The organism is Microbacterium sp. T2.11-28, assembly GCF_950097975.1.
Taxonomy (GTDB): domain Bacteria; phylum Actinomycetota; class Actinomycetes; order Actinomycetales; family Microbacteriaceae; genus Microbacterium.
Window position 1 is genome coordinate 1 of record NZ_CATNHF010000001.1, and the last position, 19,818, is coordinate 19,818.

The 19,818-nt window shown below is 68.8% G+C and carries 18 protein-coding genes; 9 read left to right on the forward strand and 9 right to left on the reverse strand.

Annotation, left to right across the window (positions count from 1 at the left end; translation table 11 throughout):
• The 7 genes from QQZ13_RS00005 to lnt all read left to right on the forward strand — a co-directional run.
• Positions 1 to 866, forward strand: an 866-nt coding sequence (locus QQZ13_RS00005) for an FKBP-type peptidyl-prolyl cis-trans isomerase (RefSeq protein WP_284527045.1), incomplete at its 5' end; no start/stop codon positions are given.
• 41 nt (positions 867 to 907) lie between these two features.
• Complete coding sequence (locus QQZ13_RS00010) at positions 908 to 1,906, forward strand: YafY family protein (RefSeq protein ID WP_284527046.1); 999 nt, start codon at positions 908 to 910, stop codon at positions 1,904 to 1,906.
• Complete coding sequence (locus QQZ13_RS00015; RefSeq protein ID WP_284527048.1) at positions 1,903 to 2,862, forward strand: YafY family protein; 960 nt, start codon at positions 1,903 to 1,905, stop codon at positions 2,860 to 2,862. The genes QQZ13_RS00010 and QQZ13_RS00015 overlap by 4 nt, the downstream gene beginning before the upstream one ends.
• Positions 2,863 to 2,919: 57 nt before the next feature.
• Positions 2,920 to 3,180: a twin-arginine translocase TatA/TatE family subunit gene (locus tag QQZ13_RS00020; protein ID WP_284527050.1), complete on the forward strand. Its 261-nt coding sequence runs from the start codon at positions 2,920 to 2,922 to the stop codon at positions 3,178 to 3,180.
• A 63-nt stretch (positions 3,181 to 3,243) separates the two neighbouring features.
• Complete coding sequence (tatC, locus tag QQZ13_RS00025; protein ID WP_284527995.1) at positions 3,244 to 3,993, forward strand: twin-arginine translocase subunit TatC; 750 nt, start codon at positions 3,244 to 3,246, stop codon at positions 3,991 to 3,993.
• Positions 3,990 to 6,428, forward strand: a complete 2,439-nt coding sequence (locus QQZ13_RS00030) for an RNA helicase (protein ID WP_284527052.1) — start codon at positions 3,990 to 3,992, stop codon at positions 6,426 to 6,428. Before tatC ends, QQZ13_RS00030 begins: the two co-directional genes overlap by 4 nt.
• A 50-nt stretch (positions 6,429 to 6,478) precedes the next feature.
• A complete protein-coding gene (gene lnt / locus QQZ13_RS00035; protein ID WP_284527054.1) occupies positions 6,479 to 8,071 on the forward strand; it encodes an apolipoprotein N-acyltransferase in 1,593 nt (530 codons plus the stop codon).
• Between the two features lie 9 nt (positions 8,072 to 8,080).
• Here the strand turns inward: lnt and QQZ13_RS00040 are convergent, their stop codons facing one another.
• From QQZ13_RS00040 to QQZ13_RS00055, 4 genes are all read right to left on the reverse strand, one after another.
• Positions 8,081 to 8,458: an RNA polymerase-binding protein RbpA gene (locus QQZ13_RS00040; protein WP_284527056.1), complete on the reverse strand. Its 378-nt coding sequence runs from the start codon at positions 8,456 to 8,458 to the stop codon at positions 8,081 to 8,083.
• A gap of 127 nt (positions 8,459 to 8,585) precedes the next feature.
• Positions 8,586 to 9,320 (reverse strand): glycerophosphodiester phosphodiesterase family protein, encoded by a 735-nt coding sequence (locus tag QQZ13_RS00045; protein WP_284527057.1) that lies wholly within the window; start codon positions 9,318 to 9,320, stop codon positions 8,586 to 8,588.
• Between the two features lie 47 nt (positions 9,321 to 9,367).
• The gene (locus tag QQZ13_RS00050) at positions 9,368 to 10,432 is read right to left on the reverse strand and encodes an SPFH domain-containing protein (protein ID WP_284527059.1); all 1,065 of its coding nucleotides are present in this window, start codon (positions 10,430 to 10,432) and stop codon (positions 9,368 to 9,370) included.
• Positions 10,433 to 10,469: 37 nt separating this feature from the next.
• Positions 10,470 to 10,946: an NfeD family protein gene (locus QQZ13_RS00055; RefSeq protein WP_284527061.1), complete on the reverse strand. Its 477-nt coding sequence runs from the start codon at positions 10,944 to 10,946 to the stop codon at positions 10,470 to 10,472.
• A gap of 79 nt (positions 10,947 to 11,025) precedes the next feature.
• Between QQZ13_RS00055 and QQZ13_RS00060 the strand changes: the two genes are divergently transcribed.
• Together QQZ13_RS00060 and QQZ13_RS00065 are read left to right on the forward strand one after the other, a co-directional pair.
• Positions 11,026 to 11,790, forward strand: coding sequence for an SDR family oxidoreductase (locus QQZ13_RS00060; RefSeq protein WP_284527062.1), 765 nt, complete (start codon positions 11,026 to 11,028; stop codon positions 11,788 to 11,790).
• A 1-nt stretch (position 11,791) separates the two neighbouring features.
• On the forward strand, positions 11,792 to 13,789 hold the full coding sequence (locus QQZ13_RS00065; protein WP_284527063.1) for a S9 family peptidase: 1,998 nt from the start codon (positions 11,792 to 11,794) through the stop codon (positions 13,787 to 13,789).
• 79 nt (positions 13,790 to 13,868) lie between these two features.
• Here the strand turns inward: QQZ13_RS00065 and QQZ13_RS00070 are convergent, their stop codons facing one another.
• From QQZ13_RS00070 to QQZ13_RS00090, 5 genes are all read right to left on the reverse strand, one after another.
• Positions 13,869 to 14,423 carry an HdeD family acid-resistance protein gene (locus QQZ13_RS00070; RefSeq protein WP_284527064.1) on the reverse strand — a complete coding sequence of 185 codons (555 nt, stop codon included), beginning with the start codon at positions 14,421 to 14,423 and terminating at the stop codon, positions 13,869 to 13,871.
• A 103-nt stretch (positions 14,424 to 14,526) separates the two neighbouring features.
• Entirely contained in the window at positions 14,527 to 15,453 is a 927-nt protein-coding gene (locus QQZ13_RS00075) for an AEC family transporter (RefSeq protein WP_284527066.1), read from the reverse strand.
• A 136-nt stretch (positions 15,454 to 15,589) separates the two neighbouring features.
• The gene (locus tag QQZ13_RS00080) at positions 15,590 to 17,425 is read right to left on the reverse strand and encodes a hypothetical protein (protein WP_284527067.1); all 1,836 of its coding nucleotides are present in this window, start codon (positions 17,423 to 17,425) and stop codon (positions 15,590 to 15,592) included.
• A gap of 706 nt (positions 17,426 to 18,131) precedes the next feature.
• A complete protein-coding gene (locus QQZ13_RS00085; protein WP_284527069.1) occupies positions 18,132 to 18,971 on the reverse strand; it encodes a DUF5677 domain-containing protein in 840 nt (279 codons plus the stop codon).
• A complete protein-coding gene (locus QQZ13_RS00090; protein ID WP_284527070.1) occupies positions 18,968 to 19,561 on the reverse strand; it encodes a hypothetical protein in 594 nt (197 codons plus the stop codon). The genes QQZ13_RS00085 and QQZ13_RS00090 overlap by 4 nt, the downstream gene beginning before the upstream one ends.
• Positions 19,562 to 19,818: the final 257 nt, after the last annotated feature.

Here is a 19,818-nt window from a genome sequence, read left to right on the forward strand (position 1 = left end):
CCTGCGAGCGTCCCGATGCGTCGTCCCCGGCGCTCGACCTCATCGGCGTCTCGGGCGCCTCGGGCTCCCCCGCCCTCACCCTGAAGGATCCCGTCTTCGTCGAGGAGACCTCGTTCGAGGACGTCACCGTGGGCGAGGGCCCCGCCGTCACCTCCGACGCCCAGGACGTCGTGTTCTCGGTGGCGATCGCCAACGGCGCATCGGGGGAGACCCTGATCTCGTCCGGCACCGACGTCCGCCCGCTGTCCGGCTGGGTCGAGCACTACGCGGGCCTCGCGGACATGATGCGCTGCGCCACCGAGGGCTCCCGCGTCGTCGGCGCGATCCCGTTCGACCAGGTCTCGGAGGAGGCGGCGAGCAGCATGGGCCTCACCGAGGGCCAGTCGCTGGCGGTCGTGCTCGACCTCCAGAAGGTCTACCTCCCCGCGGCCGACGGCGTCCCGCAGTACAACGACCGCCCCGGCATGCCGTCGGTCGTCCTCGCGCCCTCGGGCGCGCCCGGCATCATCGTGCCCGACGCGGCACCGCCGACCGAGCTGGCCGTCGAGGTGCTCAAGCGCGGCGAGGGTCCCGCGGTGACCGCCGACGACAGCATCCGCATCCACTACACGGGCGTGACCTGGGCAGATCGCGAGGTGTTCGACTCGACCTGGGAGAACGGCGCCTCGGCGGCCGTCACGCTCGACGGCGTGGTCCCGGGCTTCGCGCAGGCTCTCGAGGGCGCCACCGTCGGGTCGCAGCTGCTCGTGGTGATCCCGCCGGACCTCGGCTACGGCAGCGAGGGCACCGGCTCGATCCCCGGCGACTCCACGCTGGTGTTCGTGATCGACGTCCTCGGCATCGACGCGCCCGCCCCGACGGAGTAGGCGACGCCGGCCAGGGCCGCGGCCGTCCTAGGATGAGTCGCGTGGCCACCGAATCGACGCGCATCGCTCCCGAGGAGCGGCTCGTCAACCTCGTCGTGGCGCTCCTGGCGACAGACCAGGGGCTGACGAAGGACACGATCCTCACCTCGGTGTCGGGCTATCGCGAGCAGAGCGAGGCCGGAGCGGGCAAGGACGCGCTCGAGAAGATGTTCGAGCGCGACAAGGAGAACCTGCGCGGTCTCGGCGTCCCGATCGAGACCATCGGCGACTTCGCCGATCCCGACGACCTGCGCGAGGCGCGCTACCGCATCCCCACGAGCGAGTACGAGCTTCCCGTCGACATCGACTTCACCCCGGCGGAGCTGGCCGTGCTCAATCTCGCCGGCGGGGTGTGGAGCGAGAGCTCCATGTCCGCGCAGGCGCGCAGCGGACTGCGCAAGATCCGCGCCCTCGGCAACGAGGTCGACGCGCCCATCATCGGCTACTCGCCGCGGATCAATCTCCGCGAGCCCGCCTTCGCGCCGCTCCAGCGCGCGATCGAGCAGGCGCGCGAAGTGGAGTTCGACTATCTGAAGGCCGGCGACGACACCCCCGGGCGTCGACGCGTCCGACCGCTGGCGCTGCTCGAGTACGAGGGACGCTGGCACGTCTACGGCTTCGACCGCGATCAGAACGCCGAGCGCACCTTCCTGCTCTCGCGCGTGGCCTCGCCCGTCCAGGTGACCAAGCGTGCGTTCGACCCGTCGCTGCGCGACGGTGCGGGGGAGAAGGCGCTGAGCGGCCTGCACGCCGTCGCGGCGCGGCAGCAGGCGCTGCTCGAGGTGGCGCCGGGCACCGAGGCGGCCCTGCGGCTGAGCCGACGCGCCAGCGTCGCCGAGCAGGGCATCCGGGTGCCCTACGTCGACGTCCACGTCTTCGCCGACGAGCTGGCCTCGTACGGTCCCGAGGTGCGCGTCGTCGAGCCCGGCGACCTGCGCGACGAGGTCATCCGACGCCTCGAGCGCACGCTGGCCACCCACACGGACGGGGGCCTGCGATGAGCGACAAGCCACTGCTCGCCACCGATCGCGCCGCGCTGATCCTGCAGCTCGTGCCCTATCTGATCGGCAAGGGCGAAGTGTCGCTGGCCGAGGCCGCGGACGAGTTCGACGTGTCCGAGGCGCAGATGCGCGGGATGGTCGAGAAGCTCACCGTCATCGGCCTGCCCGGCGACGGCGGGTTCTGGCAGATGGCGAACGACCTCTTCGACATCGACTGGGACCTCCTCGACGAGCACGGGGTGATCTCGATCACGAACACGGTCGGCCTCGAGCGGACGCCGCGGCTGACCGCCCGCGAGGCGGCGGCGCTGCTGGCGGGCCTCCAGCTGGCGGCGACCCTCCCGGGTGTCGGCGACAGCGGGCTCGTGCAGGGTCTCCTCGCCAAGCTCGCCCGCGGCGCGTCGGGCGTGCCCGCCGAGGTGATCGTGGCTCCCGAAGCGGTCGACGACGTGCGGGTCGCCGTCGCCGCCGCCCTGCGCGACGGCGTCGCCGTCTCGTTCACCTACAAGGCGCCCGACGCCCCCGTGACCACCCGCACCGTCGACCCCGTCAAGGTGCACATCGCGTCGGGCCAGTGGTACCTGCAGGGCTGGTGCCATCTCCGGCAGGCGATGCGCACCTTCCACCTCGACCGCGTGTCCGACGTGCGTCCCACCGACATCCCGATCACCCACGGCGGCGAGCACGTCCCGGACCTGTTCGAGCCGAGCGAGACGGATGCCGTCGCCGATCTCCGCATCCGCGCCGCCGTGATCCCGCTGCTGGCCGATTACCTGGACCGATCCACCGTCGCGGGCACGGGAGACGTGCGGACCGCGCAGATCCGGGTCGCCGACGAACGCAGCCTCAAGCGCGTCGCGGCCCGTCACGCCGGCGACGTCGAGGTCGAGGGTCCCGAGGGTGCCCGGCGCGCGGTCGCCGCCTGGGCGGAGGCGGGACTCGACCAGTACCGGTGAGCGTCCCCGCAGGCGCGGCGGGTTAGACTTTCCCACAAGCTCTGACGAGGGGATGCCATGTCCAACCTGTTCGCTGGTCCGCACCTGTGGATCCTGCTCATCGTCATCCTGCTGCTGTTCGGCGCCGCCAAGCTTCCCGCGCTGGCCAAGAGCATGGGTCAGTCCGCTCGGATCTTCCGCGGCGAGATGAAGGCCATGAAGGCCGACGACGCGACCACCACGTCCACTGCCGCCGACCTCCCCGCCGGGGAGGCGACCACGCCGGCCCCGGCCGACCCGGCCGCAGGCACGGGCAGCGCGGACGCACCCAAGCCGTAACCGCACGTGGCCACGGTCCAGCGCGCCGCCGCCGCCGAAGATGCGCCGCGCCGTGACCGGCGCATGTCTCTCGCCGCGCATCTCACCGAGCTCCGCCGACGCTTCATCATCGCCCTCGTCGCCCTCGTGGTGGCGGGGATCGTGGCGTTCTTCCTGACCGACTTCATCATCTGGGCGATGACCGAGCCGATCCGCATGGTCGCCGAGCAGCGCGGGATGGAGGACAAGGTCGGTCTGATGTACCAGACCGTCACGGGCCCCTTCGACATGCGCCTGCGCATCGCGTTCGCGGTGGGCTTCCTCCTGTCTGCGCCGGTGTGGATCTGGCAGGTGTGGGCGTTCCTGATGCCGGGTCTCACGCGCAAGGAGATCCGCTACACGGTCGGGTTCGTGTCGGCCGCCATCCCGCTCTTCTTCGCGGGCGTGTACGTGGGCTGGTGGGTGATGCCCCACATCGTGGAGATCATGGCCACCTTCACCCCCGAGGGCGCTGCGAACTGGTTCGACAGCAAGTACTACTACGACTTCGTCTTCAAGCTCCTGCTGGTCGTGGGAGTCTCCTTCGTCGTTCCGGTCTTCCTTGTCGCACTGAACCTCGCGGGCGTCATGACGGGACGCGCGATCATCAAGGGCTGGCGCGTCGCGGTGATCGTCGCCGTCGTCTTCGCCGGTCTCGCCACGCCCGCCGCAGACGTCGTCAGCATGCTCCTGCTGGCCGGCATCCTCATCGTGCTGTTCTTCGCCGCGGCCGGGCTCTCGATGCTCTTCGACAGGCGACGCGCCAAGCGCGCGGTGCTGGACGGGCTGCAGTGACCGATCCCGCCGGGCGATTCGCCCGCGCCGAGGCGGCGCGCTCCCATCCGCTGACGACCGCGTTCGCCGATGCGCAGCGGTTCGACCTCGATCCGTTCCAGATCGCCGGCTGTCACGCGCTCGAAGCGGGACGCAGCGTGCTGGTCGCCGCCCCCACCGGGGCCGGCAAGACGATCGTCGGCGAGTTCGCGGTGCACCTGGCCATGCAGGAGCCGGGGGAGAAGGCGTTCTACACGACGCCCATGAAGGCACTGTCCAACCAGAAGTTCCGCGAGCTGCAGGACGTGTACGGCGAGAGCGAGGTGGGACTGCTCACCGGCGACACGAACATCAACGGGTCGGCGCGCATCGTCGTGATGACCACCGAGGTGCTGCGCAACATGCTCTACGCCGACTCGCCGGCGCTGCGGGGTCTGCGCTACGTCGTGATGGATGAGGTCCACTACCTCGCCGACCGCTTCCGCGGCGCGGTGTGGGAGGAGGTCATCATCCACCTGCCGCCGCAGGTGCGGCTGGTGTCGCTGTCGGCGACCGTGTCCAACGCGGAGGAGTTCGGCGACTGGCTCGACACGGTGCGCGGCGACACGGAGGTGATCGTGTCCGAGACGCGGCCGGTGCCGCTCGAGCAGCACGTCCTCGTCCGCGGCGACCTGCTGCCGCTGTTCGACGACCGCGCCGGAATCGCGACCGCGCAGGTCAACCAGGAGCTCATGCGGATCCGCTCCGTCAAGGGGTCGAACTTCGACAACAACCGCCGCGTGCAGGAGTTCCGCTCCTCCGGCGGCTACGAGGCCGGGCACCGCCGACCGCACAAGGGGGGACGCCGGCCCGTCCGCTCCGCCAACGTCCAGCGCATCGAGCGCATCGACCGGCCCGACGTCGTCGAGCTGCTCGGCCGGGCGAATCTCCTGCCGGCGATCTTCTTCATCTTCAGCCGGGCGGGGTGCGACGGCGCGGTCCAGCAGGTGCGTCGCTCCGGCGTGCGGCTGACCAGCCGCGAGGAGCGCGACGAGATCCGCCAGATCGTGGACGAGCGCACGCGGACGATGCAGGACGAGGACCTGGCCGTCCTGGGATTCTGGGAGTGGCGGGAGAACCTCGAGCGCGGGGTCGCCGCGCATCACGCGGGACTGCTCCCGGCGTTCAAGGAGATCGTCGAGGAGCTCTTCCAGCGCAAGCTCGTCAAGGCCGTCTTCGCCACCGAGACGCTGGCGCTCGGGATCAACATGCCGGCCCGCACCGTCGTGCTCGAGAAGCTCGAGAAGTTCAACGGCGAGGCGCGCGTCGCGATCACCGCCGGCGAGTACACGCAGCTCACCGGCCGTGCGGGACGCCGCGGCATCGACGTCGAGGGGCACGCCGTCATCCAGTGGACCGAGGGCCTGGATCCGCAGGCGGTCGCCGCCCTCGCGTCGCGGCGCACCTATCCGCTGAACTCCAGCTTCCGGCCCACGTACAACATGGCCGTCAACCTCATCGACCAGTTCGGCCGGCCGCGGGCGCGGGAGATCCTCGAGTCCTCGTTCGCGCAGTTCCAGGCGGACAGATCCGTCGTCGGGCTGGCACGTCAGGTCAAGGACGCCGAGGAGTCGCTCGCCGGCTACACGAAGGCGATGGCGTGCGATCGGGGCGACTTCCCGGAGTACGCGCAGATGCGGCGTGAGCTCAGCGATCTCGAGAAGCTCAACCGCGCCGACCGCACCGCTCCGGCCAAGACGCGGCAGCAGCGGCAGAACCAGATCCAGTCGCTGCGCCGCCGACTGCAGCGGCATCCGTGCCACTCGTGCCCCGACCGGGAGAAGCACGCCCGCTGGGGCGAGCGGTACGCGAAGCTCAGCCGGCAGATCGACAAGCTCCGTCATCAGATCGAGACCCGCACCGGCACGGTGGCGCGCATCTTCGACCGCGTCGTCGATGTGCTCGCCGCCCTCGACTACGTCGTGGTGGATGCCGACGGCACCAGCCGGCTCACCGACGCGGGCGCGACGATGCGGCGGATCTACGGCGAGCGCGATCTGCTGGTCGCCGAGTCGCTCCGGCGCGGCCTGTGGACCGGGCTGGACGCGCCCGGGCTCGCGGCCCTCGCCTGCTGCCTCGTGTACGAGCCCCGCCGTGACGACGCCGGCGACCGCGCGCTGCCCCGTGGGGCCTTCCGCGCCGCACTGAGCGACACACAGGAGCTCTGGGCGGTGCTGGACGACCTGGAGCGCGACCACCGGCTGCCCGGCTCGGAGCCGCCCTCTGCGGGGCTCGCACAGGCGATGCACTCGTGGGCGCGCGGGGTCGCCCTCGATCGCGTGCTCGTCGAGGCGGACCTCGCCGCGGGCGACTTCGTGCGCTGGACCAAGCAGACGATCGACCTGCTCGACCAGCTCTCGATGGTCGCCGACCCGCCGGTGGCGACCACGGCGCGGAAGGCGCTGGACGCTGAGTGACGCGGCTTCGTCGCGTACTCGACGGTCTGAGCCTCGCTTAGGCTCGTTCCGTGGCTTCTCCCGTGCCCGACTCCGCCCGTCCCCTCCTGCCGCTGTGGAGCGCGATCCTCGTCGCGATCGGCGGCGGCGTGGTGCTGGATCTCGCCTTCCCGGACATCGGCTGGTGGCCGCTGGCTTTCGTGGGCGTCGCGGCATCCCTCGTCTCGCTGATCGGGCGCTCGGCCTGGGGAGCGGTCGCGGTGGGGGCGGCGTTCGCAGCGAGCTTCTACCTCGTGCACATCGTCTGGATCAGCCGGTACCTCGGCCCGGTGCCCTGGTTCGCCCTGGCGGGCGTGGAGACCGTGCTCAGCGCTGTGGGCGCCGTGGCACTCGCCTGGGCCTACCGGTGGCTGCCCCGGCTCGCCCCGGGGCGTCCTCTCGTGCGGCTCCTGGCGCTCCCGGCTCTGGTCGCGGGACTGTGGTCGGCCCGTGAACTGTGGCTCGGGAGCTGGCCGTACACGGGCTTCCCCTGGGGCCGCCTCGGCATGAGCCAGGCCGAGAGCCCGCTCGCGCACGTCGCGTCGTGGACGGGGGTCACGGGGCTCGGCTTCCTCATGGTCTTCCTCACCGCAGCCGTGATCGAGCTCGTCCGAAGCGGCGCGTGGCGCCGGCCGCTGCGCGTCGTCCCGGCCGTCGTCGTCGCCGTCGTGCTCCTCGCGACCCCGCTGTTCCCCACGAGCGACGCCGGCACGATGCGAGTCGGCGCGGTGCAGGGCAACGGTCCCGCCGGATACTTCGACGAGCGCGAGCCCTACGCGGTGCTGCAGGCGCAGCTCGATGCGACGGCGGCGCTGGCCGGTGAGGACCTGGACGTGCTGCTGTGGCCGGAGGGCGGGATCGACGCCGATCCGACGGCCAACGACTCGGTGGCGCGCGTGCTCGACGGTCTGTCGGCGTCCTTCGACGCACCGCTCATCGTCAACGCCGCGACCCAGCGTGGCGAGGACACGTTCAACACCTCGATGCTGTGGGAGGCGGGTGCGGACAACCCGGTCGCCTTCCACGACAAGAGCAACCCCGTGCCGATGGGGGAGTACGTGCCCGACCGGTGGTTCTACGAGATGCTCGCCCCCGACCTGGTCGGACTCATCCAGCGCGAGTACACGCCCGGCACCAACGCCCCGTTCTTCGACGTCGGCGGCATCGGCGTGGGATTGGCCATCTGCTTCGACGTCATCTACGACGACGTCATCTGGGAGGGAGCGCGCGACGGAGCGCAGGTCTACATGTTCCAGACGAACAACGCCGACTTCCGCGACACCGACGAGAACCTCCAGCAGCTGTCGTTCGCCCGCATGCGCGCGATCGAGACCGGCCGCTCGGTGGTCAATCTGTCGACGGTGGGCACCAGTCAGGTGATCGCACCCGATGGCACGACGATCGACGCCCTGCCGGCGGGGACGGCGGGCGCGCTGCTGACCGATGTGCCGCTGCGGAGCGGTCTGACGCCCGCGGTCGTCCTCGGCGGGGCCGTGCAGACGCTCCTGGGGTGGGGGAGCCTGGCCGCCCTACTGGTCGCCGGCCTCCTGGTGCGGCTGCGGCGGCGCACGACGACGACGCCGGCCCCCGAAGGAGCCGGCGTCGTCGAGGGTCAGCGGGGCTGACTCAGAGCGTCACGCGGTGAGGCGCGTGGTCTCGTCCGTGCCGCCGCGGCGCGCGCGCACCAGAGCGAGGCGCTCTTCGAGCAGCTCCTCGAGCTCGGGGATGGTGCGGCGCTCCATGAGCATGTCCCAGTGGGTGCGTGCGACCTTGTCGCCGGAGTGGTCGATCTCGACGACCGTGTCGCCGACACGGAGTACGGCCTCGCCGCCGCACGTGCGGCACTCCCAGGCCTCGGGGGCCTCCGCGTCGGCCGCGAAGGTCATGACGGTCTCTCGTGAGCACTGCGTGCACACGTAGGTGAAGTTCGCGCGCTCGTGGAAAACGACGCCATCCTCGCTCTGTAGGCTGGATGCGCCGATCCGCATGCCGCGCAGGCTGCGATCTGCCATTGTGTGGTCCTCTCGTCTTCGTCAGGTATAACGTCCTCACCTGTGCGCATCATCCGAACGGGAGGGTGCGAGGGGGCTTTCACAGGCGATGCCCAGGCTGCTCGGGGCCGCCGGTCGTGTCGTCGGGTTATGCGCGCGCGGACACGACCCGCAGCGCGACGTCCGCCCGGTCGGTGACCAGTCCGTCCACGCCCAGATCGAGCAGGCGCGTCATGTCCTCGGCGGCGTTCACGGTCCACACGTGCACCTCCGCGCCCGCGCGGTGGACGGCGTCCACGAAGCGGCGGCTGACGATGCGCACGCGCCCCTGCCGCTCGGGCACCTGCAGCGCATCGATCCCCGCCAGTGCCCGCCGCACGAGCAGGGGAGAGCGCGAGGCCACCGCCGCCAGGACCCGCGCGATGGTCGCGCTCCCCGCCGACGTGGCGGGATCGCCGCCCGCCGCGCGTGCAGCGGCGAGGGCCTCGGTGCGCCGGCGATCGGAGAAGCTCGTCACCAGCACCCGGTCGGCCTCGCGCGCGATCGCGCGCCCCATCGGCGCTGCGGCCGCCGGTGCCTTGACGTCCAGATTGAAGCGCAGCGTGGGGAACGCATCCAGGGCTCCGCGAAGGCTCAGCAGTCCGCCCCTGGTCTCCATGACCTGCTCCAGCTCGGCGAGCGTCACCGCGGCGACCGGCCGGGCGTCGCCGGCCACCCGGGAGAGGTCGTCGTCGTGGAACAGGACGACGTGGCCGTCGGCGGTGAGATGGCAGTCGGACTCCACGTAGACGGTGCCCAGCGCGTGCGCCGCCGCGAAGGCCGCCGCGGTGTTCTCGGCGACCCCCTCGGCCGCCGTCGGGACGAAGCCGCGGTGCGCGAGCACCCGGGGTGCACCGGATGCCGTGAACCACGGGTGCGTCTGCGCGCTGATCAGGACTCCGCGGCCGGGAGGCCGCCCGTCGGCGTCGAGTTGCGCGCCTCGGTGGCGATGTCGTCCGCGGCGGAGGCGGCCTCGCGTGCGGCGGCCGCGGCCTCGTCGGCGGCGGCTCCGGCAGGACCGGCCGAACGGGGAGCCTCGGTGCGCGGCGACGGAGCCGTCGCGCGTCCCCCGAACGCGTCGCCGATGCCCTTGAGAGCCTCCGTCAGCTCGCTCGGAATCACCCACAGCTTGCTCGACGGGCTCTCGGCGATCTTCGGCAGCGTCTGCAGGTACTGGTAGGCGAGGAGCTTCTCGTCCGGCTGGCCGACGTGGATGGCGTGGAACACCATCTGGATGGCCTCGGCCTCACCCTGGGCGCGCAGCACGGCGGCCTGCTTCTCGCCCTCTGCCCGGAGGATATCGGCCTGACGCCGCCCCTCGGCCTCGAGGATCTGCGACTGCTTGGATCCCTCGGCCGTGAGGATCGTCGCGCGTCGCTCGCGCTCGGCGCGCATCTGCTTCTCCATCGAGTCCTGGATGGAGTGGGGCGGGTCGATGGCCTTGAGCTCGACGCGCGAGACGCGCAGACCCCACTTGCCCGTCGCCTCGTCCAGCACGACGCGCAGCTGGCCGTTGATCTCGTCGCGACTGGTGAGCGCCTCTTCGAGGTTCAGTCCGCCGACGACGTTGCGCAGCGTCGTCGTGGTCAGCTGCTCGACGGCGCCGAGGTAGTTGGCGATCTCGTAGGTGGCGGCGCGCGCATCTGTCACCTGGAAGTACACGACCGTGTCGATGGAGACGACGAGGTTGTCCTCGGTGATCACCGGCTGCGGCGGGAAGGAGACGACCTGCTCGCGCATGTCGACCAGCGGTCGCAGGCGGTCGATGAAGGGCACGAGGAGGTTCAGGCCGGGGGACAGGGTGCGCTGATAGCGCCCGAGTCGCTCGACGATGCCCGCGTAGGCCTGCGGGATGATGCGGATGGACCGGAAGAGCACCACGATCACGAAGATCGCGACGACCACCAGCAGGACGATGATGAAGATCTGTCCGATGAATGCGCCGATGTCGGGCATCGAGGGCTCCTTTGCTCGGTGTCGTTTCGTGTCGGGTTCAGTCGGTCGTCGCAGGCTGCGGCGGAGGCGCGACCTCGACGGTCGCGCCTCGCACGGCGGTCACCACCACGCGCGAGCCGGCGTCGAGGCCGGGATCGGGCCCGACCAGGCGCGCCGTCCAGGTCTCGCCGTTGTCGAGCTTGACCGACCCGGCGCCCTCGACGAACGGCGCCATCACGCGTCCTCCCAGGCCGTAGAGCGCGTCGACGTTGGTCGGATGCAGAACGCTGCTGCGATGGAGGGCCTTCAGCAGCAGGGGGCGGATGGTGAACAGGAGGAGTGCGGCGATGGCCGCAGCGGCCAGCACCTGCGCCCACCAGGGACCGCCGATGAGGTTCACCCCGAGTCCGCCGATGAGGGTGCCCGCGCCGAGCATCAGGAACGTGAACTCCAGCGTGAGCAGCTCGATGATGACGAAGATCAGAGCCAGGACGAGCCAGACGATCCAGAGATACTGCGTGAGATCGGGCAGCACGGCCGGGCTCCTTCCGTGGGGCGCTTCCTCGAACCCTAACACCCCGCTGCGGAGGGGGTCGATTGATAGGCTCGGCGTCATGTCTCACCCCATCCCCGCCGGCACCCTGGCCGGCCGCACCGCCCTCGTGACCGGCTCCTCGCGGGGCATCGGCGCCGACACCGTGCGCTACTTCGCGCAGGCCGGTGCGAACGTGGTCATCAACTTCCGCAACAAGGCGCCCCGCGCCGAGAAGCTCGCATCCGAGCTGCGCGAGCTCGGCGTCGAGGTCCTCGTCGTGGGCGCCGACCTCACCGACGCCGACTCGGTGCGGGAGATGTTCGCGGCGGTGCAGGAGCGCTTCGGCTCGCTCGACCTCCTCGTGCTCAATGCCTCCGGAGGGATGGAGGGCGGCATGGCCGAGGACTACGCGATGACGCTCAACAGGGACGCCCAGGTCGGCGTCCTCGACGCGGCGCTGCCGCTGCTGGGCGACGGCTCGCGCGTGGTGTTCGTCACGAGCCACCAGGCGCACTTCATCCGCACCACGCCGACGATGCCGGAGTACGAGGTCGTGGCGCTGTCCAAGCGCGCCGGAGAGGATGCTCTGCGCGAGCGCATCCCGGAACTCGCCGAGCAGGGCATCGGGTTCGTCGTCGTGTCGGGCGACATGATCGAGGGCACCATCACCGCCACGCTCCTCGAGCGCGCGAACCCCGGCGCCATCGAGTCGCGCCGCGAGTCGGCCGGCAAGCTCTACAACGTGTCCGAGTTCGCCGCCGAGGTGGCCCTCGCCGCGGTCGAGCCGATCCCCGCGGACAACACGCGGCTCATCGGCGACGTGAGCTCCTTCGGCGGCGAGTGACGTGCGCGCACACGACATCGACACCCTGGTCTCCGTCGGACGACCCGCCCTGGCCCCCGACGGCTCGTTCGCGGTGTTCGCGACGTCCCGGCCGGACCTCGTGGCCAACCGCAACGTCGGCCAGCTCTGGCGCGTGGAGCTTCCCGGCGGCTCGCCGAGGCGGCTGACCCGGGGCGTCGCCGACGCGGGCCCGCAGCTGTCGCCGGACGGGAAGGTCGTCGCCTTCCTCCGCGCCGACGCGAAGGGCAAGACCCAGATCCACGTGCTGCCTGCGGGCGGGGGAGAGCCGGTGCAGGCCACGGATGCCCCTGCCGGAGTGTCGTCCTACGCGTGGTCGCCCGATGGCGCCCGCTTCGCCTACACCGCCCGGGTGCCCGAGGCGGGCCGCTACGGCAGCGTCGAGGGCCTCGAGGCTTCGGCAGAATCGCCCCGTCGCATCACGGGGGTGCGCTGGCACGCGAACGGCCTGGGCTACCTCGCCGACCGCCCGTCGCACCTCTTCGTCATCGACGCGCCGGCGGTCGACGCCGAGCCGTTCTACGAGCCCGCTCCCGCCGTGCGGGGCGCCGAGGAGGAGGCGCCCGCCAAGAAGCTGGTCGCGGCGTCGGCGACTCAGCTCACGACCGGCGAGGACTCCTACCAGGGCGCCGTGTTCACGGGCGACGGCAGCGAGATCCTGACGGTGCCCGACCGGATCGAGAGCGAGCGCCGCGATCTGCGCGGCCCTCTCGTCGCCGTCCGGGTCGACGGCGCGGGGGAGCGGGAAGTGCTCGGCATCGAGCACAACCTGGCCTTCGACGACATCCTCGTCGCGCCCGACGGCACGATCGCCGTGATCGCGGCCGACATGGGCGAGAGCGGGATCGACTTCATCGCCCCGGGCGACGCCCTCTGGCTGGTCGACGATGGTGCGCCGCGGCGTCTCACCGACCCCGACTCGATCGACCTCGGCGAGGTCGGGTCGCACATCACGGCGCTGGGCGACGACTTCCTCGTGCAGAACCGCACCCGCGGCCGCGTGGAGCTGCTGCGGGTGACGCGCGCCGGCGAGGTCACGACGGTCCTCGACGGCGATGTGGAGGTCGCCGGGCATGCCGCCGCACGCATCGACGACGGCGTCGGAGAGCGGATCGTGGCCGCCGTCGCCGCGCCGGACTCGTTCGGCGAGCTCGTGGTCGTCGGAGACGGACCGGTCACCGATTTCGGGGCGACGTTGCGCACCGTCGGCGTGACGCGTCCGGTGGAGCGCGAATTCCCCGGTCGGGACGGCTATCCGGTGCACGGGTGGATCGCCGTTCCCGACGGCGAAGGCCCGTTCCCGGTCATCCTCCAGATCCACGGCGGACCCTATGCCTCGTATGGCATACACGCGTTCGACGAAACGCAGGTTCTCGTCGACGCAGGGTACGCCGTCGTCTACTCCAACCCGCGGGGGAGTGCCGGATACGGCCGCGCCCACGGTCGCAGCATCCGCGGGCGGATGGGCACGGTCGACTTCGACGACGTCATCGATTTCCTCGACTCCGCCGTCGCCGAGGACGCACGTCTCGACAGCGCCCGGGTGGGCATCATGGGCGGCTCCTACGGCGGCTACCTCACCGCCTGGGTGATCGCCCACGATCACCGGTTCGCCGGCGCCATCGTCGAGCGCGGGTTCCTCGACCCCGCGACGTTCCAGGGCACGAGCGACATCGGCTCGTTCTTCGGCGACGAGTACGTGGGCACGGGGGCTGACGCGATCGCGGCACAGAGTCCCATGGCCGTCGTCTCCCGCGTGTCCACGCCCACCCTGGTGATGCACTCGGAGCTGGACTTCCGCTGCCCGTTGGAGCAGGCGACCCGCTACTACACGGCGCTCAAGCGCCAGGGCACCGAGGCGGAGATGCTCGTCTTCCCCGGGGAGGATCACGAGCTGACCCGCTCGGGCCAGCCCCGCCACCGCATCGAGCGCTTCTCCGCCGTTCTCGACTGGTGGCAGCGCCACCTGCCGGCCTCCTGAGTCTGCGCACCACGCAGGCGCAGGCTGACGACGAAGGCCCCGGGGGAGCGTCCCCGGGGCCTTCGTCGTTCGCAGCGGACTACTGCTTCCCGAACGTGAACGCGCGGACGATCTGGATGATGCCCAGGACCACGGCCGAGATGCCCAGGATGAGCCACAGCACCAGCGCACCCCACAGCGGGGAGAAGAGCAGGGTGATGCCCGCGAGGATGCTGACGGCGGCGAAGAAGATCGTCCAGCCCTTGGATGCGGCATCACCGAGGGTCGACAGCGAGACGATGCCCTCCATGATCCAGGTGACGCCGACGAGGATGCCGACGAAGGTCGCGAACCAGACGGCCGTGACAGCGAGGTTCGAGAAGGCGACGATGCCGGCGATCACGAACAGGACGCCGAGGACGATGTGGCCGATGCGCGACCACCCGCCCTTGGTCTTGGAGAAGATGCCGAGGCCTGCGTAGACGAGGCCGACGGCGATCGCGTAGATGGCGAAGATGGCGGTGACGACCACCGCGGTCTTCCCCGGCCACACGAGCACGAGGATGCCGAGGATGAGCAGCAGGACGCCGCTCAGGCCGAGAGCGGTCCGGACGCCGTTGACTGCGGCCTTCTCGACGGGGATGTCGGTGGACATGGTGGAGTGCCCCTTTCTGGGAGTTCCCTGAGTGGAACAGCGCCAGGATAGTCCCGTTGGGGGTGCTCTGTGTGGATGCGCGCGGAACCGGTTTCACAAGTCGTCACGTGGGGGAGAGGACGAGCGTGATGGTCAGCAGCACCGGGACGCAGCCGACAGTGGTGAGGAACACCGTGTCGCGGGCGATGGTCTCGCCGATGTCGAACCGCTGGGCGTAGTTGAACACGTTCTGCGCAGTCGGGAGCGCTGCCAGCACGGTGACGACCAGCACGTCGGCCGGCGCGAGTCCGAACGCGAACGTCGCCACGGACCAGGCGATGGCCGGCATGACGAGAAGCTTCAACGCCGTGGCGAGCAAGACGTCGCGACGGCGGCCTCGCGCACCGAGGACGCGCTGACCGTGGAGGGAGATCCCGTACGAGATGAGCATGACCGGCACGCAGGCGTTGGCGAGGAGGACCGCGGGCTCGAGGACGACGGGCGGGAGCTCGATCCCGGAGACGGAGACGAGCACGCCGAGCACCGAGCCGACGACGACCGGATTGGTGACCGTGCGCCGGAGGATCGGGAACACGCGTCGCTGACCGGTGGAGATCGCCTCGAAGATCGCCATCGTGATCGGCGTGAAGACGATGAGCTGGAGGAGGATGACCGGTGCGGGGTATGCCGCGCTTCCGAGCAGATACAGCGACAGCGGGATGCCGATGTTGTTCGAGTTGACCTGCCCGGCCGACAGCGTTCCGATGAGCGTCTCACCGACGCTCCGGCGCCACCAGAAACGCGCGATGAGACCGTAGACGGCGAAGATCACCACCGCCGCGATCGCCGACACCGGGAGCAGCGCCGAGAACAGGGTGTGCACGTCGGACTGGGCGAGCACGACGAACAGCAGGAACGGCGACAGCACGAAGAAGACGAGCCGTCCCAGCACGTGGCGGGCGTGCGGACCCAGCAGGTCGATGCGGCCCAGGATCCACCCCACGAGGATCGCGACACCGACGACGACGAATCCGGTGAGCACATCCAGCATTCCTCGAGCCTAGGGCGCCGGACAGGCAACGCGAGGCGGCAGACTCGCCGATAATGCACATTATGTCAGTTTGGATGACGGGCGGCTATCGCTCGGGCCGCCGAGGATGCAGCCTTGACTGCGGGAACCAATCTGCCTATCTCGGTTCGATGGTCGGACTCTGATTGCTCCTGAGGTTCCAGATCGGGCGTGATTGCAGGTCAGCAAGTTCGTGCTGCTCGAGGCGTTCCAGCGCGACGGCGAGTTCGTCCGGGTCCTCAAGCAGAATGGCGAGACAGGCGAGGATCATTCGGCCGTTGGGCGGCTTGGTGGCTATGACTTCCTGACGGAGGGTGATGGCCGCACGGCGCTCGTCGGGCGTGAACGCTCGTCGACGGCGAATGATCTGTAGTCGATTCACATCATGCACCGTGGATGGGTTGATTTGCCAGACCCAGTCGTTGAGCTCTTGAGCGGCCTGCAGGAGTAGACCGCGACGACGTTCGTCCGCCGTGTCAGCAGCCGCGAGCATCTTGAGGACGTTTCGGTGCCCAAGTTCACCCAGCACGGGTGTGTCACCCTCTCGCTTGTACGCTTCGACAATCCCTTCGAGACGAAGGTTCATCGCGCTAGCGAAATCCTCCGCTCCGAGGCCGTCGTATGCGGTCGCGGAGATCTCCTCGATTCCATGCTCGTTCACCCACACGACGGCGAACAGAGACCGATTTGCCGGGTCGAAGGGGTTGAAGAAGCGTTTGTGCTCGTCGTCGCTGCCGGGTGCCACGATCAGGATGATCCTTGAACCGTTGAGCGTCAGATCTAGTCTTCCCACGCCTTCGATCGCAACGTTGACCTCGCGTCCACCCACGAGCGCGTCGTGTAGCTGAACGAGGTCGTCGCCGCCCTTCCCAATCACGTCCTCGTAGACAACGTTGCCGGGGTCGATCGCCAGGGCGATTAGCGACTCCATCACGAGCGAAAGGTTGCGATGAAGTTCCCGGGCTCGCGCCCACTCCCCCTTAAGCTTCGGGGTCGGATCAGGTGGTAGATGGGTGGCGAAGCGTCCATTTATGAGCACGGGCGCACCACTCACCGCAGCGAGGAAGAAGGACAGTGCCTTGTGTGCGTCAACGACGCTCCCCTGGGTATCCAGGACGAGGGTCTGATCGCCCCCGCCGGCCATGCTCCATCGCTGCTTCACGGTGAGAGCCGGCGACAACCAAAGTTCACCCGACTCTTCGCCCGTCTGCCTCACAACGGCGCTCTCGTACAACACGTCGCTGCATGAGACTTGCATGGCGACATTCCGGGGCAGATAGCTCCCGGGGTAGATCGTGAGATCTATGTCAACCGGCACCCAGTATCCCTGCGCTTGCTCCACCTCGACGTAAAAGTGGTCCTCCAGTTGCCGCAGCTGAACAGGCTTCGTGAGGTCGAGCGGGTTCAGGGGCGTCACACGAACCTTGCCCATGTCTTGGGTGGTGAGATCAATACGCGGTGCGTACGCTTGAGCTCTTTCTCTGACTGCGAACCCCACGACGTCCTCGAGCCGCTTGGGTGAGTCCAGCCGCTCCATTCGGACGGATATTGTCTTCTGAGCCGAGCTCATTTTGGCTAGTAGCTGCTGGGCCTTGTGGGGGCCGATGATGACGAAGTACATCGTCACGGGCTGCCTAGCCTTGGGCATTGAACCCACGAAATAGAGTCCGCCACCTTCCCGCTGGAAGAATGCGATGACGTCGCGGTGGACGCCGTACTTGAAGGTGCCTGACTTCTTCGCTTTTGCTTGGGCGGTCGATCCCTTGATTTGCACGGGGACTCGATGCTGAGGGCCGCCCTTTCGGCGATGGTCGAGGTACAGATCAATGGCGCCATCGGTGAGCGGCATCTTGTCTCCTGTGCTGAAGCGATCTTCAAGACGCTCACATCGGTCGACGATGCCGCCTAGCTCTCTGACTGCAGCCTTCTCGATCTTCTCCTGAGACGCTTCCACGGGCGGAGCATATACCTCAGTTGACGCCCCTTCGGCTCCTTCCGAACTCTCTCGGTGAGCATTGGGAACTGGCCCGTTGTCGACGATCCACTCGCCCGCGGCCTAACTAGCGGGCTCGTCGGGTCTGGGCCGGCCGGCGAAGTCTCACCTAAAGGCGCGGATCAGTTCCACGAACTCCGTTGGCGGTGCCCAGCTCGTGAGAAGTGATACGACCATCACCAGAGCGAAGAATCCGACGACTACAGCTATGCAGATTCCCGAAACCACAGCCACGACGGCTGCCGCGGGGCCGCTGAACTTGGTTTTCCCCACCGCGATGTTCACACGCGATGGGCTCTCTAGTCGGCTTCGTTTGATATTCTTGTTCTTGCTCAATTCGGTACTTCCTTGTCTTGGGAGCCGTCGATCAATCCCCTGGATTCAGCCTCCGGGGGATTTTTCGTTGGTCGCACGTTGCGCTCAACGGCCCGAGTCGCGTCGACTTAAGTGCGTACTTGCTGTGAATTCTGGTAGAAGGTTGCAAGGTGCGCTCAAATCGACTATGATTCTCTACTTCCATTCTACCAGATGGGGAGAACGCCCATCGGAGACAGCGAACAGGCACGTGCGTACGCGCAGGTCAAGCACTTGGCTCCTGTCACCAAACGCAGTGGTGGGCAGGCCGAGACCCGTCACACCGCATGGCTCGGCTGACTGTCGCTGCCGTTCAGTTGATCCCTTGCGCTCGCTCCTGGCGGCGTCGTTGAGCGTGTCGCCGGCGGTAGTGGTCGCTCAGTTTCAGGTCGGACTGGATCTTTAGCTCTCTCGCGATCCGACGGAGCTCGTCCCGATGGCCCTGGTCCCTCGTGACATAGGAGAAAGTCCTGGCGCTCCAGACCATTGCGCATGCCGTAAAGAAGAGCAGCGGACCTGCACCGCCGAACGCTATGTCGGGCTCCTCGCGCCACGCTGGCATCGTGTCGTCGCTGGGGGCCCGGGCAAAGTAGAGGTCGGCTATCCCCACGGAGGCGTGTGAGTGCGCTGACAGTATCCGGTAGTAGATGTACGCGTCTTCACCACCGGGGGCGAGGTCTAGGCAGATGTCGTGAAACTGCCGGGCGCTGTCCAGGGAGCCTGTGAGGCCGGTGCTATCGGCATCGGCGATCTGTGATGCGCCCTCCCGGAAGGTCGCGGATGCGGCTTTCAGAGAGTTCGTCTTGAGAGCGGCCCGTTGACGAGAGTGCTCCAGAAGGAAAGCGCGGATCCCGTGGTCCTCCTCACTCTGCGCGAGCCACGCCGCTGTGAGCGCATTCTCGTAAGCCATGCGAACGAGAGGGATCGCTGTGTTGATCTGACCCGCGTCGATAAGGAGAGCAATCGCCGACGCGGTCTCGTGGACGTGCCGCGTGAGACCGACAATCGCGGTCAAGCGGGCGACGTCGTGACCTTCGAAGCGCTTACCGCGTCGGGCTGCCGGCTGATGCAGCGGCTGGGCTACCCCGTGTGCCTGCCAGAGATCGAGAAGCTGGTCGGTCAGGTCACGTAGCTCGTCGGCATCTACGGTCATCGACTCAGGTCCACAGCGGGGACATCCCGTTGCCAGTCAATCTCCGCCCGGATCTTCTCCCCCAGCAACTCCATGACCGGCCCCGCGACCGCGGCGAACTCGGTTAGGACGGCCAGAGCAGCTTGCTCAAGCGCGTCACCTTCGAGCCCCTTGAGTCGTTGGGGCAGCAATGAAGTCTGAAGGTCCGCGTGCCGCGAGAGCTCCAGTACGGACGAGCGAAGATCCCCGTCGAGCACACGGCTGACCAGTCTATGGATGTCCATTGAGTTTCTGACCAGGTCCGCGTCGAGGGAATCCTCCAGTTGGGTGTAGTTCTGCTCGCGAGCCTGCATGTGATCAAAGTGGATCGACTTTCCCGTCAGCCGCAGCATCAGCTGAACGGCGTCTTGCAGTTCGAGCAGCGTGCTGAGCTGGAGCGTGTGCCTATCCTCGAGGGCTCGCTCTCGACGTTCCTCTGCTCGAGTCAGCTCAGCCACAGCAGCGACGCGAAGATCGCGGCGTGCATCATTGAGACCCGCGAGTGTGTAGCCGAGGAGAGACGCGACGAGCGTCGTAATCGCGATGATGATCTGCGGCCAGAGCTGATCCATGCCTTCATCGTGCATCCGAGAAGGAGATCGCGGAGCATGGCACGCCCGTGCGCGGTCACGGGCGTCGTCGCTGGACCGCGCTGGCCCAAGCCCAGTTGCGGAGAGTTCGGCCGTCTCGCAGCTGGAATTCGACGCAGACGGCGCGGTCGTTCCCGGCGACAGCGACGCCTCTGACTCGTATCGCTGACTCAGGGAATCGGACCCACGCGGTGACAGGCACCGGCCGGGGGGCGTCGGGTGAGGTGGCGGGGTCGGTG